Annotated in this window: 21 protein-coding genes; 14 read left to right on the plus strand and 7 right to left on the minus strand. The window is 67.6% G+C overall.

The features are described 5' to 3' along the window. Window positions 1-78: 78 nt before the first annotated feature. From FHT26_RS26945 to FHT26_RS27000, 12 genes are all read left to right on the plus strand, one after another. Complete coding sequence (locus tag FHT26_RS26945) at window positions 79-1,335, plus strand: NADH-quinone oxidoreductase subunit D (RefSeq protein WP_168563163.1); 1,257 nt, start codon at window positions 79-81, stop codon at window positions 1,333-1,335. Then, window positions 1,332-1,814 carry an NADH-quinone oxidoreductase subunit NuoE gene (gene nuoE, locus FHT26_RS26950; RefSeq protein ID WP_168563164.1) on the plus strand — a complete coding sequence of 161 codons (483 nt, stop codon included), beginning with the start codon at window positions 1,332-1,334 and terminating at the stop codon, window positions 1,812-1,814. The genes FHT26_RS26945 and nuoE overlap by 4 nt, the downstream gene beginning before the upstream one ends. A gap of 12 nt (window positions 1,815-1,826) precedes the next feature. Further along, complete coding sequence (nuoF, locus tag FHT26_RS26955) at window positions 1,827-3,194, plus strand: NADH-quinone oxidoreductase subunit NuoF (RefSeq protein WP_168563165.1); 1,368 nt, start codon at window positions 1,827-1,829, stop codon at window positions 3,192-3,194. 18 nt (window positions 3,195-3,212) lie between these two features. Next, window positions 3,213-5,534: an NADH-quinone oxidoreductase subunit NuoG gene (gene nuoG / locus FHT26_RS26960; RefSeq protein WP_168563166.1), complete on the plus strand. Its 2,322-nt coding sequence runs from the start codon at window positions 3,213-3,215 to the stop codon at window positions 5,532-5,534. Between the two features lie 7 nt (window positions 5,535-5,541). Beyond that, window positions 5,542-6,606 (plus strand): NADH-quinone oxidoreductase subunit NuoH, encoded by a 1,065-nt coding sequence (gene nuoH, locus FHT26_RS26965; RefSeq protein ID WP_168563167.1) that lies wholly within the window; start codon window positions 5,542-5,544, stop codon window positions 6,604-6,606. A 12-nt stretch (window positions 6,607-6,618) separates the two neighbouring features. Next, window positions 6,619-7,116, plus strand: coding sequence for an NADH-quinone oxidoreductase subunit NuoI (gene nuoI / locus FHT26_RS26970; RefSeq protein ID WP_168563168.1), 498 nt, complete (start codon window positions 6,619-6,621; stop codon window positions 7,114-7,116). A gap of 37 nt (window positions 7,117-7,153) precedes the next feature. Continuing rightward, on the plus strand, window positions 7,154-7,828 hold the full coding sequence (locus FHT26_RS26975; protein WP_168563194.1) for an NADH-quinone oxidoreductase subunit J: 675 nt from the start codon (window positions 7,154-7,156) through the stop codon (window positions 7,826-7,828). Continuing rightward, window positions 7,825-8,151: an NADH-quinone oxidoreductase subunit NuoK gene (nuoK, locus tag FHT26_RS26980; protein WP_056807921.1), complete on the plus strand. Its 327-nt coding sequence runs from the start codon at window positions 7,825-7,827 to the stop codon at window positions 8,149-8,151. The genes FHT26_RS26975 and nuoK overlap by 4 nt, the downstream gene beginning before the upstream one ends. 6 nt (window positions 8,152-8,157) lie before the next feature. After that, window positions 8,158-10,242, plus strand: coding sequence for an NADH-quinone oxidoreductase subunit L (nuoL, locus tag FHT26_RS26985; RefSeq protein WP_168563169.1), 2,085 nt, complete (start codon window positions 8,158-8,160; stop codon window positions 10,240-10,242). 23 nt (window positions 10,243-10,265) lie between these two features. Further along, window positions 10,266-11,741 carry an NADH-quinone oxidoreductase subunit M gene (locus FHT26_RS26990; protein ID WP_168563170.1) on the plus strand — a complete coding sequence of 492 codons (1,476 nt, stop codon included), beginning with the start codon at window positions 10,266-10,268 and terminating at the stop codon, window positions 11,739-11,741. 13 nt (window positions 11,742-11,754) lie between these two features. Next, complete coding sequence (gene nuoN, locus FHT26_RS26995) at window positions 11,755-13,239, plus strand: NADH-quinone oxidoreductase subunit NuoN (protein WP_168563195.1); 1,485 nt, start codon at window positions 11,755-11,757, stop codon at window positions 13,237-13,239. Window positions 13,240-13,410: 171 nt separating this feature from the next. Further along, a complete protein-coding gene (locus tag FHT26_RS27000) occupies window positions 13,411-13,872 on the plus strand; it encodes a DUF1178 family protein (RefSeq protein ID WP_168563171.1) in 462 nt (153 codons plus the stop codon). A gap of 159 nt (window positions 13,873-14,031) precedes the next feature. Here the strand turns inward: FHT26_RS27000 and FHT26_RS27005 are convergent, their stop codons facing one another. Both FHT26_RS27005 and FHT26_RS27010 read right to left on the minus strand, forming a co-directional pair. Further along, on the minus strand, window positions 14,032-15,438 hold the full coding sequence (locus FHT26_RS27005; RefSeq protein ID WP_168563172.1) for an FAD-binding oxidoreductase: 1,407 nt from the start codon (window positions 15,436-15,438) through the stop codon (window positions 14,032-14,034). Then, on the minus strand, window positions 15,435-15,863 hold the full coding sequence (locus FHT26_RS27010; protein ID WP_168563173.1) for a DUF2069 domain-containing protein: 429 nt from the start codon (window positions 15,861-15,863) through the stop codon (window positions 15,435-15,437). The genes FHT26_RS27005 and FHT26_RS27010 overlap by 4 nt, the downstream gene beginning before the upstream one ends. Before the next feature lie 20 nt (window positions 15,864-15,883). Here FHT26_RS27010 and FHT26_RS27015 point away from each other — a divergent pair, with 20 nt between their 5' ends. Next, a complete protein-coding gene (locus FHT26_RS27015; protein WP_168563174.1) occupies window positions 15,884-17,137 on the plus strand; it encodes a YihY family inner membrane protein in 1,254 nt (417 codons plus the stop codon). Between the two features lie 2 nt (window positions 17,138-17,139). On the opposite strand, the gene FHT26_RS27020 is transcribed toward FHT26_RS27015, so the two are convergent. From FHT26_RS27020 to FHT26_RS27035, 4 genes are read right to left on the minus strand one after another with little or no spacing between them, the layout of a single operon-like run. Continuing rightward, on the minus strand, window positions 17,140-18,396 hold the full coding sequence (locus FHT26_RS27020; protein WP_168563175.1) for a diguanylate cyclase domain-containing protein: 1,257 nt from the start codon (window positions 18,394-18,396) through the stop codon (window positions 17,140-17,142). Between the two features lie 25 nt (window positions 18,397-18,421). After that, window positions 18,422-18,760, minus strand: coding sequence for an Mpo1-like protein (locus FHT26_RS27025; RefSeq protein ID WP_168563176.1), 339 nt, complete (start codon window positions 18,758-18,760; stop codon window positions 18,422-18,424). Beyond that, window positions 18,757-19,578 carry an alpha/beta fold hydrolase gene (locus FHT26_RS27030; protein ID WP_168563177.1) on the minus strand — a complete coding sequence of 274 codons (822 nt, stop codon included), beginning with the start codon at window positions 19,576-19,578 and terminating at the stop codon, window positions 18,757-18,759. Before FHT26_RS27030 ends, FHT26_RS27025 begins: the two co-directional genes overlap by 4 nt. After that, window positions 19,575-20,879: an O-acetylhomoserine aminocarboxypropyltransferase gene (locus FHT26_RS27035; RefSeq protein ID WP_168563178.1), complete on the minus strand. Its 1,305-nt coding sequence runs from the start codon at window positions 20,877-20,879 to the stop codon at window positions 19,575-19,577. The genes FHT26_RS27030 and FHT26_RS27035 overlap by 4 nt, the downstream gene beginning before the upstream one ends. 104 nt (window positions 20,880-20,983) lie before the next feature. Between FHT26_RS27035 and FHT26_RS27040 the strand changes: the two genes are divergently transcribed. Then, window positions 20,984-21,442, plus strand: a complete 459-nt coding sequence (locus FHT26_RS27040; protein WP_168563179.1) for a CBS domain-containing protein — start codon at window positions 20,984-20,986, stop codon at window positions 21,440-21,442. A 171-nt stretch (window positions 21,443-21,613) separates the two neighbouring features. Here FHT26_RS27040 and FHT26_RS27045 read toward each other — a convergent pair. After that, the coding region (locus FHT26_RS27045; protein ID WP_168563180.1) for a porin at window positions 21,614-22,216 on the minus strand (603 nt) is incomplete at its 5' end.

A 22,216-nucleotide genomic window follows, 5' to 3' on the forward strand; every position in this document is an offset into this window, starting at 1 on the left:
GCCCGCGGAACCGGCTTTGCCGGGCCGCTGGGTGGCGCCCCTTGGGGGCAGGAGCGAAGCGACTGGGGGGCCCAATAAATGGCTGAAATCAAGAACTACACGCTGAACTTCGGTCCCCAGCACCCGGCAGCCCACGGCGTGCTGCGGCTCGTGCTGGAACTCGACGGCGAAGTGATCCAGCGCGCCGATCCGCACATCGGCCTGCTGCACCGCGCGACCGAGAAGCTGGCCGAAAGCAAGACGTACATCCAGTCGCTGCCCTACATGGACCGCCTCGACTACGTGTCGATGATGGCCAACGAGCATGCGTACTGCCTGGCCATCGAACGCCTGCTGGGCGTCGACGTGCCGCTGCGCGCGCAGTACATCCGCGTGATGTTCGCCGAGCTGACCCGCATCCTGAACCACCTGCTGTGGCTCGGTGCGCACGGGCTCGACTGCGGCGCGATGAACATCCTCATCTACTGCTTCCGCGAGCGCGAGGACATCTTCGACATGTACGAGGCGGTGTCGGGCGCGCGCATGCATGCGGCCTACTTCCGCCCGGGCGGCGTCTACCGCGACCTGCCCGACGCGATGCCGCAGTACAAGGCCTCGAAGGTCCGCAACGCGAAGACCATCGGTCGCCTGAACGAGAACCGCCAGGGCTCGCTGCTCGACTTCATCGAAGACTTCAGCAAGCGCTTCCCGAAGAACGTCGACGACTACGAGACGCTGCTGACCGACAACCGCATCTGGAAGCAGCGCACCGTCGGCATCGGCGTGGTGTCGCCCGAGCGGGCGCTGAACCTCGGCTTCAGCGGCGCGATGCTGCGCGGCTCGGGCATCGCCTGGGACCTGCGCAAGAAGCAGCCGTACGACGTCTACGACCGGATGGACTTCGACGTGCCGGTCGGCGTCAACGGCGACACCTACGACCGCTACCTGGTGCGCGTCGAAGAGATGCGCCAGGCCAACCGCATCGTGCAGCAGTGCGTCGACTGGTTGCGCGCCAACCCGGTGGGCCCGGTCATCACCGCGAACCACAAGGTGGCGCCGCCCGGACGCGTCGAGATGAAGTCCAGCATGGAAGAGCTGATCCACCACTTCAAGCTCTTCACCGAAGGCTTCCACGTGCCCGAAGGCGAAGCCTACGCGGCGGTGGAACACCCGAAGGGCGAGTTCGGCATCTACATCGTCAGCGACGGTGCGAACAAGCCGTACCGCCTGAAGATCCGCGCCCCCGGCTTCGCCCACCTGGCAGCCCTTGACGAGATGGCCCGCGGCCACATGATCGCCGACGCCGTCGCGGTCATCGGCACGATGGACATCGTGTTCGGAGAGATCGACCGATGATTTCGGACAGCACCCGCGTCCGCTTCGACCGCGAAGTGGCCAAGTACCCCGCCGACCAGAAGCAGTCCGCCGTGATGGCCTGCCTGGCCATCGTGCAGCAGGAGCAGGGCTTCGTCTCGGCCGACAGCGAGAAGCTGGTCGCCGAGTACCTCGGCATGCCGCCGATCGCGGTGCACGAGGTGACGACCTTCTACAACATGTACAACCAGCAGCCGCGGGGCAGGTTCAAGCTCAACGTCTGCACCAACCTGCCGTGCCAGCTGCGCAGCGGCCAGACCGCGCTCGAGCACCTGTGCAGCCGGCTCGGCGTCGACGAAGGCGGCACCACCGCCGACGGCCTGTTCACCGTGCAGAAGAGCGAATGCCTGGGCGCCTGCGCCGATGCGCCGGTGATGCTCGTCAACGACCGCCAGATGTGCAGCTTCATGGACGAGCAGCGCCTCGACGAACTCGTCGACACGCTGCGCGCGGCGAAGTAAACGGAACCCACCATGTCGCAACCCCTGTTGGACCTCTCGAAGTTCCAGGCCACCGGTGCCGAGACCTGCTTCCACGGCCGCCACATCGGCGCGCAGATCTATGCCGACCTGAACGGCCGCAACTGGTCGCTGAAGGACTACGTCGCACGCGGCGGGTACCAGGCGCTGCGCAAGATCCTGACTGGCGAATTCCAGGGTGCCACCGGCGAGCCGATGACCCCCGAGCAGGTCATCGCCGAAGTGAAGACCTCCGGCCTGCGCGGCCGCGGCGGCGCGGGTTTCCCGACCGGACTGAAGTGGAGCTTCATGCCGCGCCAGTTCCCGGGGCAGAAGTACCTGGTCTGCAACTCGGACGAAGGCGAGCCGGGCACCTGCAAGGACCGCGACATCCTGATGTTCAACCCGCACATCGTCATCGAAGGCATGGCGATCGCCGCGTTCGCGATGGGCATCTCGGTCGGCTACAACTACATCCACGGCGAGATCTTCGAGGTGTACGAGCGCTTCGAAGCCGCCCTGGAAGAAGCACGTGCGGCCGGTTTCCTCGGCGACAAGATCCTCGGCTCGAACTTCAGCTTCCAGCTGCACGGCGCGCACGGCTTCGGCGCCTACATCTGCGGCGAAGAAACCGCGCTGCTCGAATCGCTCGAAGGCAAGAAGGGCCAGCCGCGCTTCAAGCCGCCGTTCCCGGCCAGCTACGGCCTGTACGGCAAGCCGACCACGATCAACAACACCGAGACCTTCGCCGCGGTGCCGTGGATCATCCGCAACGGCGGCCAGCCGTATCTGGAGATCGGCAAGCCGAACAACGGCGGCACCAAGATCTTCTCGGTGGTCGGCGATGTCGAACGTCCCGGCAACTTCGAGGTGCCGCTGGGCACGCCGTTCTCGAAGCTGCTCGAACTCGCCGGCGGCGTGCGCCAGGGCCGCACGCTGAAGGCGGTGATCCCCGGCGGCTCGTCGGCCCCGGTGCTGCCGGCGGCCATCATGATGGACACGACGATGGACTACGACGCCATCGCGAAGGCCGGCTCGATGCTCGGCTCCGGCGCCGTCATCGTGATGGACGACTCCCGCTGCATGGTCAAGAGCCTGCTGCGCCTGTCGTACTTCTACATGCACGAGAGCTGCGGCCAGTGCACGCCGTGCCGCGAAGGCACCGGCTGGCTGTTCCGCATGGTCGACCGCATCGAGCACGGCCAGGGCCGCATGGAAGACATCGAGCTGCTGAACTCGGTGGCCGACAACATCCAGGGCCGCACCATCTGCGCGCTCGGCGATGCGGCGGCGATGCCGGTGCGCGCGATGATCAAACACTTCCGTGATGAGTTCATCCATCACATCGAGCACAAGACCTGCGCGGTCAAGGTGCACGCCTGACCTGCTGGGCTTCCTCACATGATTGAAATCGAACTCGACGGCCAGAAGGTCCAGGTCACCGAAGGCAGCATGGTGATGCATGCCGCGGACAAGGCCGGCACCTACATCCCGCACTTCTGCTATCACAAGAAGCTGTCCATCGCGGCCAACTGCCGCATGTGCCTGGTCGACGTCGAGAAGGCGCCGAAGCCGATGCCCGCGTGCGCGACGCCGGTGACGCAGGGCATGGTCGTTCGCACCAAGAGCGACAAGGCGCTGAAGGCCCAGCAGGGCGTGATGGAGTTCCTGCTGATCAACCACCCTCTCGACTGCCCGATCTGCGACCAGGGCGGCGAATGCCAGCTGCAGGACCTGGCGGTCGGCTACGGCGGGTCGTCGTCGCGCTACACCGAAGAAAAGCGCGTCGTCTTCCACAAGGACGTCGGCCCGCTGATCTCGATGGAAGAGATGAGCCGCTGCATCCACTGCACGCGCTGCGTGCGCTTCGGCCAGGAAGTGGCGGGCGTGATGGAGCTCGGCATGATCCACCGCGGCGAACACTCCGAGATCACGACCGTCGCCGGCGACACCGTCGACAGCGAGCTGTCGGGCAACATGATCGACATCTGCCCGGTCGGCGCGCTCACCAGCAAGCCGTTCCGCTACAGCGCCCGCACCTGGGAGCTGTCGCGCCGCAAGAGCGTCAGCCCGCACGACGGCACCGGCGCGAACCTGATCGTGCAGGTCAAGAACAACAAGGTGCTGCGCGTCGTTCCGCTGGAGAACGAAGACGTCAACGAATGCTGGCTGGCCGACCGCGACCGCTTCTCGTACGAAGCCGTCAACAGCGAGCAGCGCCTGACCGTGCCGATGATCAAGCAGGGCGGCGAATGGAAGACCGTCGACTGGACCACCGCGCTCGAGTACGTCGCCAAGGGCCTGTCGCAGATCAAGGCCGACCACGGCGCGAAGAGCATCGGTGCCGTCGGCTCGGCGCACGCCACCGTCGAAGAGCTGCACCTGCTCGCGAAGCTGGTGCGCGGCCTGGGCAGCGAGAACATCGACCACCGCACGCGCCATGCCGATTTCCGCAGCGCGGGCGAAGCCGGCGTGCGCTGGCTCGGCACCAGCATCGCATCGCTGTCGGCGCTGCAGCGCGTGCTGGTCGTCGGCTCGTTCCTGCGCAAGGACCATCCGCTGTTCGCGCAGCGCATCCGCCAAGCGGCCCGCAAGGGCGCCAAGGTGCACAGCCTGCACGCGCTGGCCGATGACTGGCTGATGCCGATGGCCAGCCAGCAGGCGGTGGCGCCGAGTGGCTGGGTCGGCGCGCTGGGCGCGATCGCCGCGGCCGTGGCGGCCGCGAAGGGCGTCGCTGCACCGTCGTCGTTCGTGGCGACCGATGCCGCCAACGCGGTTGCCGCCTCGCTGCTGAGCGGCGAACGCAAGGCCGTGCTGCTCGGCAACGCCGCCGCGCAGCATCCGCAGGCCACCGAACTGCTGGCGCTGGCCAACTGGATCGGCGCGCAGACCGGTGCCAGCGTCGGCTACCTGACCGAAGCCGGCAACAGCGTCGGCGCGCAGCTCGTCAACGCGCTGCCGGGGGCCAGCGGCCTGAATGCCAGCCAGATGCTCAGCGGTTCGCTGCGCGCCTGCCTGCTGCTGAACGTCGAGCCGGAATTCGATGCCGCCAACCCGGTGGTCGCGAAGACGGCGCTGCAATCGGCCGACATGGTCGTCGCGCTGACCTCGTTCAAGGACGCCGCGCTGGACGTCGCCGACGTGCTGCTGCCGATCGCGCCGTTCACCGAAACCTCGGGCACCTTCGTCAACGCCGAAGGTCGCGTGCAGAGCTTCCACGGCGTCGTCAAACCGCTGGGCGACACCCGCCCGGCCTGGAAGGTGTTGCGCGTGCTGGGCAACCTGCTGGGCCTGAAGGGATTCGACCAGGAGACCTCCGAAGAGGTGCGGGCCGAAGCGCTGGGCGACGTCGCCACGGTGGCCGCGCGCCTGAGCAATGCGACGACGCAGACCGCATCGGCGACCGCAGCGGCGAGCACCGGCACCGAGCGCATCGCCGACGTGCCGATCTACGCGACCGACAGCCTGGTGCGCCGCGCCACGTCGCTGCAGCTGACCGCCGATGCCCGCCCGCCGGTCGCGTCGATCGGCAGCGCGCAGTGGGCACAGCTCGGCCTGCAGCACGGCGACGCCGTGCGCGTCTCGCAAGGCGGCACCGCGATCACGCTGCCGGCGCGCCTCGATGCGAGCCTCGCGGCCGGCACCGTGCGCGTTCCCGCCGGCCATGCGCTGACCGCCGCGCTCGGCGCGATGTTCGGCCCGCTGTCGATCGAGAAGGCCTGAGCACACCATGATCGATACCTTCAACCTCTACGGCACCCAGTACCTGGGGGCGGCCTGGCCGGTGGTCTGGACGCTGATCAAGATCATCGTCGTCGTCGCGCCGCTGATGGGCTGCGTCGCCTACCTCACGCTGTGGGAGCGCAAGGCCATCGGCTGGACGCAGATCCGCCCGGGCCCGAACCGCGTCGGCCCGTGGGGCCTGCTGACGCCGATCGCCGATGCGGTCAAGCTGATCTTCAAGGAGATCATCCTGCCGACCGCGGCGAACCGGCCGCTGTTCCTGATCGGCCCGGTGATGACGATCATGCCGGCGCTGGCCGCCTGGGCCGTCGTGCCGTTCGGCCCCGAAGTGGCGCTCGCCAACATCAACGCCGGCCTGCTGTTCCTGATGGCGATCACCTCGCTCGAGGTCTACGGCGTGATCATCGCCGGCTGGGCGTCGAACTCGAAGTACGCCTTCCTCGGTGCGCTGCGCGCATCGGCGCAGATGGTCAGCTACGAGATCGCGATGGGCTTCGCGCTGGTCGTCGTGCTGATGGTCAGCGGCAGCCTCAACATGACCGACATCGTGATGGGGCAGGGCAAGGGCTTCGCCGCGACCCACGGCTTCACGCTGTTCTCGTGGAACTGGCTGCCGCTGCTGCCGATCTTCGTCGTCTACTTCATCTCGGGCCTCGCGGAAACCAACCGCCACCCGTTCGACGTCGTCGAAGGCGAATCGGAGATCGTCGCCGGCCACATGGTCGAGTACTCGGGCATGTCGTTCGCGATGTTCTTCCTGGCCGAATACGCGAACATGATCCTGGTGTCGATCCTGTGCGTCACGCTGTTCCTCGGCGGCTGGCTGTCGCCGCTCGATTTCGCGCCGTTCACCTGGATCCCGGGCTGGATCTGGCTGGGCCTGAAGACCTTCGTCGTCGTGACCATGTTCCTGTGGGTGCGCGCCACCTTCCCGCGCTACCGCTACGACCAGATCATGCGGCTGGGCTGGAAGATCTTCATCCCGGTCACGCTCGTGTGGCTGGTGGTCGTCGGGCTGTGGCTGCAGTCCCCGCTCAGCCTCTGGAAGTAAGGAGAGAAGACCATGTCTGCAGTGGCCTCCATCAAGGACCTGTTCTCGAGCTTCATGCTCACCGAGCTGTTCAAGGGCCTGGCCCTGACCGGCCGGCATTTCCTGTCGCCGCACATCACCGTGCAGTTCCCGGAAGAAAAGACGCCGGCGTCGCCGCGCTTTCGCGGCCTGCATGCGCTGCGCCGCTACGACAACGGCGAAGAGCGCTGCATCGCCTGCAAGCTGTGCGAGGCGGTGTGCCCGGCGATGGCGATCACGATCGAGTCCGACATCCGCGAGGACGGCTCGCGCCGCACGACGCGCTACGACATCGACCTGACCAAGTGCATCTTCTGCGGTTTCTGCGAAGAGAGCTGCCCGGTCGACTCGATCGTCGAGACGCACATCTTCGAATACCACGGCGAAAAGCGCGGCGACCTGTACTTCACGAAGGACATGCTGCTGGCCGTCGGCGATCGCTACGAGGCCGAGATTGCCGCCAACAAGGAGGCAGACGCCCGCTATCGCTGACCGTCTTCGGACGGTCGGCACGGTGCTCGACAAGAATATGGACATCCCGACCGCGCTCTTTTACATCTTCTCAGTCGTGCTGCTGGGAGCTTCGTTCCGCGTCATCACCGCGCGCAGCCCGGTGCATGCCGCGCTGTTCCTGGTGCTGGCCTTCTTCTCGGCCTCTTGCGTGTGGATGCTGCTGCATGCCGAGTTCCTCGCGATCTCGCTGGTGCTCGTCTACGTCGGCGCCGTGATGGTGCTGTTCCTGTTCGTCGTGATGATGCTCGACATCAACGTCGACGCGCTGCGCCAGGGCTTCTGGACCCACTTCCCGGTCGCGGCGCTGGTCGGCGTGATCATCGCGCTGGAGATGGCCGCGGTGCTGATCCCCGGCTTCGACGTGCGCAGCGCGCCGGTTCCGGATGCCGCCGCGCTGCAGATGGGCAACACCAAGCTGCTCGGCATCCAGATCTACACGCACTACCTGTACCCGCTGCAGATCGCGGCCGTGCTGCTGCTGGTGGCGATCGTCGCGGCGATCGCGCTGACGCTGCGCCAGCGCAAGGATTCGAAGGCGATGGATCCGTCGCTGCAGATCCGCGCGAAGAAGGCCGACCGCGTGCGCATCGTCAAGATGAAGGCCGAGGTCGAGGCCCCGCCGGCACCGCCCGCGTCGCTGGACAGCGCACCGCTGGTCGCCGGAGAAGCCAAGAAAGAAGCCAAGTCATGAGCACCTTCGCCCTCGGCCCGGTCACGCTGGGCCACTACCTGACGCTGGGCGCGATCCTGTTCGCGCTGTCGGTGATCGGCATCTTCCTGAACCGCAAGAACCTGATCGTGCTGCTGATGGCCATCGAGCTGATGCTGCTGGCGGTCAACCTGAACTTCGTCGCGTTCTCGCACTTCCTGGGCGACATGGCGGGCCAGGTGTTCGTGTTCTTCATCCTGACCGTCGCCGCCGCCGAATCGGCGATCGGCCTCGCGATCCTGGTCGTGCTGTTCCGCAATCGCGCGACGATCAACGTCGACGAGCTCGACTCTCTCAAGGGCTGATCGCACATGTCGGCAACACTCTCCCAGAACATGCTGCTCGCGGTGCCGCTGGCGCCGCTGGTCGGTGCCGTCGTCGCCGGGCTCTTCGGCAAGCAGGTGGGCCGCCGCGGCGCGCACACCGTGACCATCCTCGGCGTGCTGATCGCCTTCATCATCTCGGCGATGACGCTGAAGGCGGTGGCCGTCGACGGCGCACGCTTCAACGCCACCGTCTACGAGTGGATGACGCTCGGCTCGCTGAAGATGGAGATCGGCTTCCTGGTCGACGGCCTGACCGCGATGATGATGTGCGTCGTGACCTTCGTGTCGCTGATGGTGCACATCTACACCATCGGCTACATGGAAGAAGACCCGGGCTACCAGCGCTTCTTCTCGTACATCTCGCTGTTCACCTTCTCGATGCTGATGCTCGTGATGAGCAACAACATGCTGCAGCTGTTCTTCGGCTGGGAGGCGGTGGGCCTGGTGTCGTACCTGCTGATCGGCTTCTGGTTCACGCGGCCGACCGCGGTGTTCGCGAACATGAAGGCCTTCCTGGTGAACCGGGTCGGCGACTTCGGCTTCATCCTCGGCATCGGCCTGCTGCTGGCCTTCGGCGGCACGCTGAACTACAACGAGATCTTCGCGAAGGCGCCCGAACTGGCCAAGGCGGTGTTCCCCGGCACCGAATGGATGCTGCTGACGGTGGCCTGCATCTGCCTGTTCATCGGCGCAATGGGCAAGAGCGCGCAGTTCCCGCTGCACGTCTGGCTGCCCGACTCGATGGAAGGCCCGACCCCGATCTCGGCGCTGATCCACGCGGCGACGATGGTCACCGCCGGCATCTTCATGGTGGCGCGCATGTCGCCGCTGTTCGAGCTGTCCGACGTCGCGCTGAGCTTCGTGCTGGTGATCGGCGCGATCACTGCGCTGTTCATGGGCTTCCTCGGCATCATCCAGAACGACATCAAGCGCGTGGTCGCGTACTCGACGCTGTCGCAGCTCGGCTACATGACGGTGGCGCTCGGCGCGTCGGCCTACTCGGTCGCGGTGTTCCACCTGATGACGCACGCGTTCTTCAAGGCGCTGCTGTTCCTCGCGGCCGGCTCGGTGATCATCGGCATGCACCACGACCAGGACATCCGCAACATGGGCGGCCTGCGCAAGTACATGCCGATCACCTGGATCACGTCGCTGCTGGGTTCGCTGGCGCTGATCGGCACGCCGCTGTTCTCGGGCTTCTACTCGAAGGACAGCATCATCGAGGCGGTGCATGCAAGCCACCTGCCGGGTTCCGGCTTCGCGTACTTCGCGGTGATCGTCGGCGTGTTCGTGACGGCCTTCTATTCGTTCCGGATGTATTTCCTCGTCTTCCACGGCAAGGAGAACTTCCGCCACAAGCCGTTCCCCGGCGAGCACGACCACCACGACGACGAGCATGCGCACGATGCGCATGACGCGCACGGCCACGATGCTCACGGACACGCGCCGCACGTCCACGTGCCGCACGAATCGCCGTGGGTCGTCACCGCGCCGCTGCTGCTGCTGGCGATCCCGTCGGTCGTGATCGGCTTCATGACGATCCAGGGCATGCTGTACGGCGGCTTCTTCGAGGACGCGATCTTCATCAACCCGGAGAAGCACCCGGCGATGGAAGAGATGAAGAACGAGTTCCACGGTGCCGTCGCGATGGCGCTGCACGGGCTCGCGTCGCTGCCGTTCTGGCTGGCGCTCGCCGGCGTCGTCACCGCCTACGTGTTCTACATGGTCAAGCCGGCGATTCCCGCCTGGTTCAAGTCGAAGTTCGGCTTCGTCTACACGATCCTCGAGAACAAGTACTACTTCGACTGGTTCAACGAGAACGTGTTGTCGGCCGGCGCGCGCCTGCTGGGCCGCGGGCTGTGGAAGGGCGGCGACCAGGCCGTCATCGACGGCGTGCTGATCGACGGCTCGGCGCGTGCGGTCGGTGCGTTCGCGTCGGTGGTGCGCGTCGTGCAGACCGGCTACCTCTACTGGTACGCGCTGGTGATGATCCTCGGCGTGATCCTCCTGATGACCTGGCAGCTGTGGGGGCCGCTGATGAGCGCCGCCAGCAGCCTGTTCGGCAAGTAAAAGCGGCACCGGAGAACAAGAACATGGGTTTGTTGAGCCTTGCCATCTGGCTGCCGATCATCGCGGGCATCGTCCTGCTGCTGGTCGGCCGCGACGAGCACGCCAATGCGGTGCGCTGGATCGCGCTGGTCGCCGCGATCGCGAGCTTCGCGGTCACGATTCCGCTGATCACCGGCTTCGATGCCGGCACCGCCGCGATGCAGTTCCAGGAGAACCTCGCCTGGATCGAGCGCCTGAACGTGCACTACCACCTGGGGGTCGACGGCATCTCGGTGTGGTTCGTGCTGCTGACGGCCTTCATCACGATCATCGTCGTGATCGCCGCGTGGCAGGTCATCACCGAGCGCGTCAACCAGTACATGGGCGCGTTCCTGATCCTGTCGGGGATCATGGTCGGCGTGTTCAGCGCGCTCGACGGCCTGCTGTTCTACGTGTTCTTCGAAGCCACGCTGATCCCGATGTACATCATCATCGGCGTCTGGGGCGGCCCGCGCCGGGTCTATGCGGCGTTCAAGTTCTTCCTGTACACGCTCGCCGGCTCGCTGCTGATGCTGATCGCGCTGATCTTCCTGTACTTCAAGTCGGGCGGCAGCTTCGAGATCCTCACGTGGCACAAGCTGCCGCTGAACATGAACGCGCAGACGCTGCTGTTCTTCGCGTTCTTCGCGGCGTTCGCGGTCAAGGTGCCGATGTGGCCGGTGCACACCTGGCTGCCCGACGCCCACGTCGAGGCGCCAACCGGCGGCTCCGTGGTGCTGGCGGCCATCATGCTGAAGCTCGGCGCCTACGGCTTCCTGCGCTTCTCGATGCCGATCGCGCCCGACGCGAGCCATGCGTACGACTGGTTCATCATCGCGCTGTCGCTGATCGCGGTGGTCTACATCGGCCTGGTCGCGCTGGTGCAGCAGGACATGAAGAAGCTGGTGGCCTATTCGTCGATCGCCCACATGGGCTTCGCGACGCTCGGCTTCTTCATCTTCAGCGAGCTCGGCGTCTCGGGCGCGCTGGTGCAGATGATCTCGCACGGCTTCGTGTCCGGCGCGATGTTCCTGTGCATCGGCGTGCTGTACGACCGGGTGCATTCGCGCGAGATTTCCAGCTACGGCGGTGTCGTCAACACGATGCCGAAGTTCGCCGCGTTCGCGGTGCTGTTCGCGATGGCCAACTGCGGCCTGCCGGGCACCGGCGGCTTCGTCGGCGAATGGATGGTGATCCTCGGCACCGTGAAGGCCAACTTCTGGCTCGGCGCGCTGGCGTCGACCACGCTGGTGTTCGGCGCTGCCTACACGCTGTGGATGGTCAAGCGGGTGTACTTCGGCCCGGTGGCCAACGAAGACGTGCGCGCGCTCGACGACATCAACGCCCGCGAATTCCTGATGCTCGCGCTGCTGGCCGTGGCCGTGCTGTGGATGGGCGTGTACCCGAAGCCCTTTACCGACACCATGCACGTCAGCGTGACCGAACTGCTGAAGCACGTGGCCGTCTCGAAACTGAATTGAAGCGGCGGCAATGATGATCAAAGACATGAACTGGCTGGCCGTCTACCCGGAACTGGTGCTGCTCGCGATGGCTTGCGTGGTCGCGATGGTCGACCTGTGGGTCACCGACCCGAAGCGCACGCCCACCTACTGGCTGACGCAGGCGACGCTCGCCGTCGTCGGCGGCATGCACCTGCTGTACTTCGACGCCGGCTTCACCGTCTACGGCATGCAGCGCATGATGGTGACCGACCCGCTCGGCCACCTGCTGGGCTTCTTCGCGGCGCTGGCGGTGATGATCACGCTGGTCTACGCGCGGCCGTATGCCGAGAGCCGCGAGATGCTGAAGGGCGAGTTGTTCACGCTGTCGCTGTTCTCGCTGCTCGGCATCTCGGTGATGCTGGCGGCCAACAACTTCCTGGTGATCTACCTCGGCCTGGAGCTGATGTCGCTGTCGCTGTACGCGCTGACCGCGATGCGCCGCGACCATGCGCAGTCGACCGAAGCCGCGATGAAGTACTTCGTGCTCGGCGCGCTGGCCAGCGGCTTCCTGCTGTACGGCCTGTCGATGATGTACGGCGCGACCGGCTCGCTCGACATCCCGAAGGTGTTCAACGCGATCGCGACCGGCCAGCTGAACCCGACCGTGCTGGCGCTGGGCCTGGTGTTCATCGTCGCGGGCCTGGCGTTCAAGCTCGGCGCGGTGCCGTTCCACATGTGGCTGCCCGACGTCTACCACGGCGCGCCGACGGCGGTCACGCTGCTGATCGCCGGCGCGCCGAAGCTCGCGGCCTTCGCGATGACCTTCCGGCTGCTGGTCGAGGGCCTGTCGGGCGTGGCCGGCGACTGGCAGCAGATGATGATGGTGCTGGCGATCGCGTCGATGTTCCTCGGCAACCTGGCCGCCATCGCGCAAAGCAACCTGAAACGCATGCTGGCGTACTCGACGATCGCGCAGATGGGCTTCATGCTGCTCGGCTTCACGACCACCGTGATCACCGGCAACACGCTGTCGGCATCGAACGGCTACAGCTCGGCGCTGTTCTACATGGTGACCTACGTCTTCACGACGCTCGGCACCTTCGGCGTCGTGATGCTGCTGTCGCGCCAGGGGTTCGAGTCGGAGAACATCGACGACCTGAAGGGCCTGGCCAAGCGCAACCCGTGGTACGCCGGCGTGATGGCGATCTTCATGTTCTCGCTGGCGGGCATCCCGCCGACGGTGGGTTTCTACGCGAAGCTCGCGGTGCTGCAGGCGCTGATCACGACCAACGTCACGTTCTACATCGTCGTTGCGGTGCTGGCGGTGCTGCTGTCGCTGGTCGGCGCGTTCTACTACCTGCGCCTGGTGAAGGTGATGTACTTCGAAGACCCGGTCGACACCCAGCCGATCGTTGCCGCGAGCGACGTGCGCCTGGTGCTGTCGCTGAACGGCGCGGCCGTGCTGGTCTTCGGCATCCTGCCGGGCGGCCTGATGGCGCTGTGCTCGCAGGCGATCCTGAAGGCGCTGTCGACCTAGGATGAGCCACCCCCGGAGGCGCTGCGCGCCTCCTTCTCAAGGGGGCGCCCCCGGTGACTCGGCAAAGCCGGTTCCATCGGAGCCGCTGGATCGTTGCGGAATTGGCGTGCTGTCCGACGGGACATCTTGCAAACGATCCCTGCATGGCTGGCGTCTGCTGATAATGCACGCATGAAAGTGCTCAACCTGTGCTGCGCGCAAGACCACCGCTTCGAAGGCTGGTTCGGCTCGGAGGCCGATTTCCAGTCGCAGTTCGATGGCGGGCTGGTCGAATGCCCGTTGTGCGGTGACAAGACCGTCGCCCGGCTGCCGAGTGCACCGCGCCTGAACGTGTCGGGCGCGCGCGAGCCGAAGGCTGCGGCACCCGCACCGGCCGAGCCGGCGCTGCCGGCCACGCCGGAGGCGATCACGATGCAGGCGATGTGGCTGAAGGCGGTGCAGCACGTGATGGCGAACACCGACGATGTCGGCGAGCGCTTCGCCGAAGAGGCCCGCCGCATGCACTACGGTGAAGCCGAGGAGCGCGCCATCCGGGGCCGCGCAAGCCGCGAAGACGCGCAGGCGCTGGCCGATGAGGGCATCGACGTGATGCCGCTGCCGCTGCCTGCCGCCGCGAAGGGTCGGCTCCAGTAGAGCTTGCATGGTTCTGCGCGAGCAAAGGCGCGGGCGGGGAGTGTGGGGCGCGCCAATCAGGAGGGAAGTCTTCGCCCCGAGAGGGGCGAAGACCGCCCCCGACGGCGCGCTACAGCCTCCCCGCACACGCCTTTCGCGCAAGCCCCGCGTATGCCGACCCTACACGACCCTGCCGGGATTCATCAGGCCGTCCGGATCCAGCGCCCGCTTGATGCTGCGCATCAGCTGCAACGCGACAGGCGACTTGCGCAACGCCAGCTCGTCGCGCTTCAAGGCCCCGATCCCATGCTCGGCCGAGATCGACCCACCGCTCGCCCCGACCGCGTCGTAGACGATCGTGTTGACCTCGGCCTCGTGCCGCTGCAGGAACTGCTTCGCATCGCCGCCCTCGGGCGCCTGCACGTTGTAGTGCAGGTTGCCGTCGCCCAGGTGGCCGAAGTTGACCAGCCGCACGCCCGGCAGTGCCGCGCGCAGCGCCGCATCGGTGGCGGCGACGAAGTCGACGATGCGCGACACCGGCAGCGAGATGTCGTGCTTGATGTTCAGCCCTTCCTCCGACTGCGCCAGCGGAATCGATTCGCGCAAGTGCCACAGCGCGTTCGACTGCTCGATGCTCTCGGCCACCGCGGCATCGGTGATCAGGCCCTGCTCCAGCGCGCTTTCCAGCAAGCCTTCGAACAGCGTGCGCGCATGGGCTTCGTTCTCGGTGTCGGACTGCTCCAGCAGCACCGTCCACGGCGACGGCGGCAGCGGCTGGCGCAGCTGCGGGTAGTGCCGCCGCACCAGGCCGAGCGCGAACTCGCCCATCACCTCGAAACCGGTGAGACCCGCGCCCAACCGCGCCTGTGCCAGCTGCAGCAGTGCGACGGCCGCCGGCAGCGAAGGCAGCGCGGCCAGCGCCGTCAGCGTGGCAGCGGGCTGCGGGTACAGCTTCAGCGTGGCCGCGGTGATGATGCCCAGCGTGCCCTCGCTGCCGATGAACAGGTCGCGCAGGTCGTAGCCGGTGTTGTCCTTGCGCAGGCCCGACAGCCCGTGCCACACCTCGCCCTGCGCGGTGACGACTTCCAGCCCCAGGCACAGCTCGCGCGCATTGCCGTAGCGCAGCACCTGCGTGCCGCCGGCATTGGTCGCGAGGTTGCCGCCGATCGTGCAGCTGCCTTCGGCCGCGAGGCTCAGCGGGAACAGCAGCCCACCGGCCGCCGCCGCTTCCTGCACCGACTGCAGCACGCAGCCGGCCTCGACCGTCATCGTCAGGTTGGCGGCGTCGATGCTGCGCACGCGGTCCATGCGCGACAGCGTCAGCAGCACCTGGCTGCCGCTGTCGTCCGGCACGCCGCCACCGACCAGCCCGGTGTTGCCGCCCTGCGGCACGATCGCGGTGCCGTGCCGCGCGCACGCGGCCACCACCTGGGCGACCTCGTCGGTCGAGCCCGGCCGCACGACGGCCAGCGCCTTGCCGCGGTAGCGCTTGCGCCAGTCCTGTTCGTAGCCGGCCAGGTCGCCGTCGGTCAGCACGTTGGCCGGGCCGACGATCGCGCGCAGCGATTCGAGCAGCAGCGGCTTCATGCGGCCTTCCCGGGGCGGCTCGCATGCCCGAGCCGCCAGCGCACCTGCAGCCCGCAGGCGGCGAACAGCAGCACGCACAGCAGCACCTCGACGAGCCCGAGGCTCGCGCCGAGGCCGCGGTCGCTGCCGGCGCGCACGACGCCTTCGGTGAAATACAACCACACCAGCAGGCTGACCCAGCGGTAGGTGTACAGGCGGTGGCGCAGCAGGCCGACCAGCGCGAAGGCCAGCGGCAGCACCTTCAGCGCGAGCCAGGTGCCGCCCGGCCGCAACGGCGCGAGCCACAGCTCCCAGGCCACGCCGAGCACGATCAGGCCGGCGATGCTGCCGACGGCGAGCGCTCGGGTCCACAGCACGACGGGGGGAAGGGCGGCCGCAGCGGCGGGGGCGGCAGAAGTGTCGGAAGGGGCAGGGGGCGCAGTCATCGCTGGCTATGATGCCATCGATGAATCTTCCGACCTCCGCCGAAGCCCATGCCTTGAAGCAGACATGGCGGGAGCAGTTGTCGCGCCTGGTGCAGACACTGCAGACCTGGCCGTGGCTCGAGACGCTGATCACGCTGCGCCAGCGCTTCCGCGAGGACCGCCTGGGGCTGACGGCCAGCAGCCTGACCTTCACGACGCTGATCTCGCTGGTGCCGCTGGTCACCGTGATGCTGGCGGTGTTCACCGCGTTCCCGATGTTCTCGAGCTTCCAGGACGCGCTGCAGAAATACTTCCTGCAGAGCCTGGTGCCCGATGCGATCGCGAAGCCGGTACTGGGCGCGCTGACGCAGTTCGCGAGCAAGGCGAACCGGCTCGGCACGTTCGGCCTGGTGGTGCTGGTGTTCACCGCGCTCGCGCTGATGCTGACGATCGACCGCACGCTGAACGCGATCTGGCGCGTGCCCAAGCCGCGGCCGATCGCGCAGCGCGTGCTGGTGTACTGGGCCGCCGTCACGCTCGGGCCGCTGCTGCTGGGCGTCAGCCTGTCGCTCACGTCGTATGCGATCTCGGCGTCGCGCGGGGTGGTCGGCGTGATGCCGGGCGGCGTCAGCTTCCTGCTGAACGTGCTCGAGTTCGCGTTGCTGTCGGCGGCGATGGCCGGGCTGTTCCACTACGTGCCGAACACGCTGGTGCGCTGGCGGCATGCGGCGGCCGGCGGGGTGTTCGTCGCGGCCGGCTTCGAGGTCGCGAAGAAGGGGCTGGCCTGGTACCTCAGTTCAGTGCCGACCTACACCACGCTGTATGGCGCGTTCGCGACGGTGCCGATCCTGCTGATCTGGATCTATCTCGGCTGGGTGATCGTGCTGCTGGGCGCGGTGGTCGCGGCCTATGCGCCGAGCCTGCAGATGCGCGTGATCCGCCGGCCGTCGACGCCGGGCTACCTGTTCCAGCTGGCGGTCGGCATGCTGCGCGAGCTGGCGCAGGCGCGTGCGCTCAGCACGCACGGCATCAGCGCGGCGCAGCTGTCGCAGACGCTGCGCACCGACCCGCTGCAGATCGAGCCGCTGCTCGACACGCTGGTCGCGATCGACTGGGTCGGCCGGCTCGATGAAGACGGCAACGCGCGCTACGTGCTGCTGTGCGACCCGGCGACCACGTCGGCGCAGCCGCTGATCGCGCAGGTGCTGCTCGACCCGACACCGACGCTGCGCGGGTTCTGGCACCGGGCGCAGTTCGGCAACATGATGCTGAACGATGTGATCGCGGCGGACTGACGTCAATCCGGCGACGCGTGCCGTACGCAGTTCTTGCCCCGGCGCTTCGCGCAGTACATCGCATCGTCGGCCAGCTGCAGCAGCCGTTGCGGGTTCTGCGCATCGCCGGGCGCGAGCGCATAGCCGATGCTCGCACTGATGCCGTGCCGGTCGACGCCGGCCACCGCCGCCAGCATGTGCAGCGCGAGCGCATGCGCGCCGGCGGTGTCGCGCACCGGCGCGAGCACCAGGAATTCGTCGCCGCCGAAGCGGCCCACCGCATCCTCGGCACGCACCGAGATCTGCAGCGCGCGCGCCACCGCCACCAGCAGCTCGTCGCCGACGCGGTGGCCGAGCCGGTCGTTGACCGCCTTGAAGCCGTCGAGGTCGACGAAGAACAGCGCCACCGGCAGCTGCGCCGCGTCGAGCAGCGCCGCCTCGATGCGGTCCATCATCGTGCGCCGGCTCAGCACGTCGGTCAGCGCGTCGCGCTCGACGCTGCGTTTCAGCTGCTGCTGCGTGATCGTCAGCTCGTGCACGTCGACCGTCACGGTGTAGACGCCGATCACCTCGCCGCAGGCGTCGAAATCGGGCACGTAGCTGGTGCGCATCCAGCGCTGGCCGAGCGTCGCCAGGTCGACCATGCGGGCGTACTGCACCGTGTGCCCGGCCAGCGCCTTCGCGAAGTACGGCTGGTGCTCGGCCCAGCGCTTGGAGCCGCGCACGTCGCCGATCGGCCGGCCGAGCAGCTGCTTCGGCTGCTGGCCGGTCGCCTCCACATAGGCCTTGTTGACGAAGCGCAGCACGAAGTCGCGGTCGACATACGTCAGCGGGAACGGGATGTTCTCGGTGAAGCGGTCCAGCCGCTGGCGCGCGGCGACCAGCGCCTCGCGCTCCAGCACGTCCTGGTGGATGTCGATCGCGATCGTGAAGATGCCGTCGACGCGTCCGGTCGGGTCGAGGTGCGGCAGCACCTGGATGCGTGCCCAGCGGCCGCTGTGGCAGCCGTGCTTCAGCCGCCGCTCGTAGTTGACGGTGCGCCCCTGCGCGGCCTCGGCGAAGGCCGCGCGCGCGCGCTCCCAGGCCTCGTCGCCGTACAGCTCGGCCAGCGTGCGGCCCAGCAGGTCTTCGCGGCTGCGCTGCGCCCAGCTCAGGTAGGGTTGGTTGCAGAACACCAGCCGGTGTTCCAGGTCCCAGCGGCCGATCGGCAGGTCGATCGCATCGATCAGCCGCTCGATGTGTGCGAGCTGCTCGAGGACCGGCAGGTCTTTGGCGTCCATCGGCGAAGTCCTGGTGTCGACTTCTCTAGAAGGGGATCTTGCCGAGCCAGATGTCCTTGTACATGACCCAGTCGCCCATGAAGCTGTACAGCGGGCGCTTGAACGAGGCCGGCCGGTTCTTCTCGAACACGAAGTGCCCGACCCACGCGAAGCCGTAGCCGCACAGCAGCGCATACACGACGTACAGCGGCTGGCCGCGCAGCAACCCGGTCGCGAGGCACGCGAGCGCCAGCGTGGAGCCGACGAAGTGCAGGCGGCGGCAGCTGCGGTTCGAATGCTCGCCGAGGTAGTACGGGTAGAACGCTGCAAAGGTTTTCAGCGACCTGACCGACGCGGGATCGGGATGAACGGTACTGCTGTTCATGGGGCTTCCTCCGGAATGAAGGTCTGGATGGCATTCAACACGCCGTCGGGCACCTCTCCCATCAGGGAATGCCCGGCAGACAGTTGCAGAACCTTCGCATGCAGCGCCTGTGCCAGCGCCGCGCTTGCCTTCGGCGGCGTCATCTGGTCGTGCGCGCCGACGATCATCAGGCTCGCGCAGCGCACGCGCGCCGCCGCTTCGAGGCCCCCCGCGTACTGGTTGCACACCTGGAAGTCGTGGTGGAACAGGTTGCCGTGCCCTGCGGCGGCGTGCGACGCCTGCAGCCGGCGCATCAACGCCCGGTTCATGCCATGCAGCGAGAAGCCCGGCGCCGGGGCCGAGGGCTTGGCGGCATGGCCGGCATGCGAGAACGCGTTGACCATGTCGATCGCCTTCAGCGGCTCGGCCTGCGACGTGGACAGCAGCGTGTCGGACACCTTCATCGGGTAGGCCGGGCCGAGCAGCACCAGCCCGGTCGCGCGCTCGCCGAGCCGGGCCGCGGCCTCGAGCGCAATCAGCGAGCCCATGCTGTGGCCGATGAACGCCGCGCGCTCGATGCCAGCCGCGTCCAGCACCGCGAGCAGCCAGTCGGCGCAGGCCTCGACGCTGGCCGGCGCCGGGCCATCGCTGCGGCCGTGGCCCGGCAGGTCGGGCGCCAGCACCGCGCGGCGGTGGTGCGCCAGGTAGCGCGTCTGCAGCCCCCACACGCTGTGGTCGTGCATCGCGCCGTGCACGAACACCAGCGCCGGCAGCGTGGTGTCCAGCGGCTTGCCGCCGGTGTAGACGAAGGCCGCGCGGCCCTGCACGTCGAACTTCATGCCGAACCTGCCTTCTGCGCGGCCCGCAGCGCGCGCGACAGGTCGTCGATCAGGTCGTCGGCGTCTTCCAGCCCGATCGACAGCCGGATCGTGCCCTGCGTGATGCCGGCCTGCGCGAGCGCGGCATCGTCCATCCGGAAGTGCGTGGTGGTCGCCGGGTGGATCACCAGCGAGCGGCAGTCGCCGACGTTGGCCAGGTGCGAGAACACCTTCAGCGCCTCGATGAAGGCACGGCCCTGCGCGCGCTGGCCCTTCAGGTCGAAGCTGAACACCGAGCTGCTGCCTCGCGGCAGCAGGCGCCGCGCGAGTTCATGGTCCGGGTGGGTCGGCAGGTCGGGGTGGCCGACGCGCGCGACCATTGGATGCGCGGCCAGGAAGGCCACCACCTTGCGGGCGTTCGCGATGTGCCGCTCCATCCGCAACGACAAGGTCTCGACGCCCTGCAGGATCAGCCACGCGGTGTGCGGGCTCATGCAGGCGCCGAAGTCGCGCAGCCCCTCGCGGCGGGCGCGCAGCAGGAAGGCGCCGACGGTGCTTTCCTCGCTGAACACCATCCCGTGGAAGCCGTCGTAGGGGCGGGTCAGCTCCGGAAACCGGCCGGAGGCTTCCCAGTCGAACTGCCCGCTGTCGACCAGCACGCCGCCGATCACGGTGCCGTGGCCGCTGAGGAACTTGGTGGCCGAGTGGTAGACGAGGTCGGCGCCATGGTCGAACGGGCGGATCAGCCACGGCGAAGTCAGCGTCGAGTCGACCAGCAGCGGCAGCCCGTGCTCGTGCGCGATCGCGCCGACGGTGGGAATGTCGAGCACGTCCAGCCCGGGGTTGCCGACGGTCTCGCCGAACAGCAGCCGGGTGTCGGGGCGGATCGCGGCGCGCCAGCCGTCGATGTCGCCGGGGCGCACGAACGTGGTCTCGATGCCGAAGCGCGCCAGCGTGTAGTGCAGCAGGTTGTGCGAGCCACCGTACAGCGCGCTGCTCGCGACGATGTGCGAGCCCGCGCCGGCCAGCGTGCAGATCGCCAGGTGCAGCGCCGCCTGGCCGCTGGCGGTCGCGATCGCGCCGGCGCCGCCTTCCAGCGCCGCGACGCGTTCCTCGAGCACCGCGGTGGTCGGGTTCGAGATGCGGCTGTAGACGTGGCCGGAGCGCTCCATGTTGAACAGCGCCGCGGCATGGTCGCTGCTCTCGAAGACGAAGCTGGTGCTCAGGTGGATCGGCACCGCGCGGGCACCGGTGGCGGGGTCGGGGCCGGCGCCCGCATGCAGCGCGAGCGTGTCGAAGCCGGGGTCGGAAGGGCCGGGCATGCAGTCTCCTCGGGGCCGGGCGGCGCCTCATGGGTGTCGCCGGGGATGTTGTTGCGGGGCATTGTGGGCTATATTGCCTCGACACATTCCCCAAGGAGGACCCCATGAAAGTCGCAGACATCCTGCGTGTCAAGGGCGGCACGCTGTTCACTGTGTCGCCGGACCAGCCGCTGGCGCATGCCGTGCGGACCATGGCCGAGCGCGACATCGGGTCCCTGGTGGTGATGGAGCACGGCGACCTGGCCGGCATGCTGACCTTCCGCGAGGTCATCCTGGCCATCGTCGGCAACGGCGGCACGGTCGGCACGACCATCGTGCGCACCGTGATGGACGATCACCCGCTGACCTGCACGCCCGAGACCGAGATCGACGAGGTGCGCCGCATGATGCTCGAGCGCCACGCCCGCTACATGCCGGTGATGACGCAGCGCACGCTGATGGGCGTGATCTCGTTCTACGACGTCGCGAAGGCGGTGGTCGACAGCCAGGACTTCGAGAACCGGATGCTGAAGGCCTACATCCGCGACTGGCCGGTCGAAGACCAGCAGCCTGTTCAGAACTGATAGAACGGACCCACCCCCCGAGGCGCTGACGCGCCTCCCCCTCAAGGGGGCGCCGCCAGCGGCCCGGCAAAGCCGGTTCCGCGGCGTCTGTTGGGGTTGTTTCGCTGGACGCTCGCCAACGAAAAAAAGCCCGCTTGTCGCCAAGCGGGCTTTTGCTTTTCAGCTGCCGAATCAGAAGCTGTGGCGGATGCCTGCGGTGAACTCGGTGATGTCGCGGTCGTCGGCGGTGGTCAGGCCGGCCGGGACGGCGCTGGCCCAGCGGTTGGCGTAGCCGTCGCCTTCGTTCTTGAAGCGGGTGACGGCGCTGTACAGGGCCGTGCGCTTGGACAGGTCGTACTGGTAGCCGACGCCGAAGGCCTGGGTCTTGCCTTCGTTGACGTTCTTGGCCTTGTTCTGCACGTACTGCGCACGCACCAGGTTCTGGCCGAAGCGGTAGTCGCCGCCGACCCAGAAGCCCTGGCCGTCGGCATCGACCGCGCTGCGGTCGTTGACGGCGATCACGCCGGCGGTGCCGTGCCAGTCGCCGTAGGTGTAGCCGACCGCGCCCGAGGTGGTGCGCACGTCCTGCGAGGTCAGGTCCTGCTTGTCGTCGACGAACGAGACCATCGCATCGAAGCCGTAGCCGCTGTAGCGGGCGTAGACGTCGGCCACGCGCTGCTCGTTGGTCGAGCCGGTGGTTTCGCCGAAGCCCCACAGCGCACCGGCCTTGAAGCCGGCGAAGGTCGGCGACTCGTACTTGACCGAGTTGTTGACGCGGGCCGGGCCGCCGTTGCC

This window comes from Rhizobacter sp. SG703, from assembly GCF_012275445.1.
Classification (GTDB): domain Bacteria; phylum Pseudomonadota; class Gammaproteobacteria; order Burkholderiales; family Burkholderiaceae_C; genus Rhizobacter.

Excerpts from the sequence above, each read along its gene's own strand:
- FHT26_RS26945 (WP_168563163.1), top strand. The coding sequence starts at position 79 with ATGGCTGAAATCAAGAACTACACGCTGAACTTCGGTCCCCAGCACCCG.
- nuoE (WP_168563164.1), top strand. The coding sequence starts at position 1,332 with ATGATTTCGGACAGCACCCGCGTCCGCTTCGACCGCGAAGTGGCCAAG.
- nuoF (WP_168563165.1), top strand. The coding sequence starts at position 1,827 with ATGTCGCAACCCCTGTTGGACCTCTCGAAGTTCCAGGCCACCGGTGCC.
- nuoG (WP_168563166.1), top strand. The coding sequence starts at position 3,213 with ATGATTGAAATCGAACTCGACGGCCAGAAGGTCCAGGTCACCGAAGGC.
- nuoH (WP_168563167.1), top strand. The coding sequence starts at position 5,542 with ATGATCGATACCTTCAACCTCTACGGCACCCAGTACCTGGGGGCGGCC.
- nuoI (WP_168563168.1), top strand. The coding sequence starts at position 6,619 with ATGTCTGCAGTGGCCTCCATCAAGGACCTGTTCTCGAGCTTCATGCTC.
- FHT26_RS26975 (WP_168563194.1), top strand. The coding sequence starts at position 7,154 with ATGGACATCCCGACCGCGCTCTTTTACATCTTCTCAGTCGTGCTGCTG.
- nuoK (WP_056807921.1), top strand. The coding sequence starts at position 7,825 with ATGAGCACCTTCGCCCTCGGCCCGGTCACGCTGGGCCACTACCTGACG.
- nuoL (WP_168563169.1), top strand. The coding sequence starts at position 8,158 with ATGTCGGCAACACTCTCCCAGAACATGCTGCTCGCGGTGCCGCTGGCG.
- FHT26_RS26990 (WP_168563170.1), top strand. The coding sequence starts at position 10,266 with ATGGGTTTGTTGAGCCTTGCCATCTGGCTGCCGATCATCGCGGGCATC.
- nuoN (WP_168563195.1), top strand. The coding sequence starts at position 11,755 with ATGATCAAAGACATGAACTGGCTGGCCGTCTACCCGGAACTGGTGCTG.
- FHT26_RS27000 (WP_168563171.1), top strand. The coding sequence starts at position 13,411 with ATGAAAGTGCTCAACCTGTGCTGCGCGCAAGACCACCGCTTCGAAGGC.
- FHT26_RS27005 (WP_168563172.1), bottom strand. The coding sequence starts at position 15,438 with ATGAAGCCGCTGCTGCTCGAATCGCTGCGCGCGATCGTCGGCCCGGCC.
- FHT26_RS27010 (WP_168563173.1), bottom strand. The coding sequence starts at position 15,863 with ATGACTGCGCCCCCTGCCCCTTCCGACACTTCTGCCGCCCCCGCCGCT.
- FHT26_RS27015 (WP_168563174.1), top strand. The coding sequence starts at position 15,884 with ATGAATCTTCCGACCTCCGCCGAAGCCCATGCCTTGAAGCAGACATGG.
- FHT26_RS27020 (WP_168563175.1), bottom strand. The coding sequence starts at position 18,396 with ATGGACGCCAAAGACCTGCCGGTCCTCGAGCAGCTCGCACACATCGAG.
- FHT26_RS27025 (WP_168563176.1), bottom strand. The coding sequence starts at position 18,760 with ATGAACAGCAGTACCGTTCATCCCGATCCCGCGTCGGTCAGGTCGCTG.
- FHT26_RS27030 (WP_168563177.1), bottom strand. The coding sequence starts at position 19,578 with ATGAAGTTCGACGTGCAGGGCCGCGCGGCCTTCGTCTACACCGGCGGC.
- FHT26_RS27035 (WP_168563178.1), bottom strand. The coding sequence starts at position 20,879 with ATGCCCGGCCCTTCCGACCCCGGCTTCGACACGCTCGCGCTGCATGCG.
- FHT26_RS27040 (WP_168563179.1), top strand. The coding sequence starts at position 20,984 with ATGAAAGTCGCAGACATCCTGCGTGTCAAGGGCGGCACGCTGTTCACT.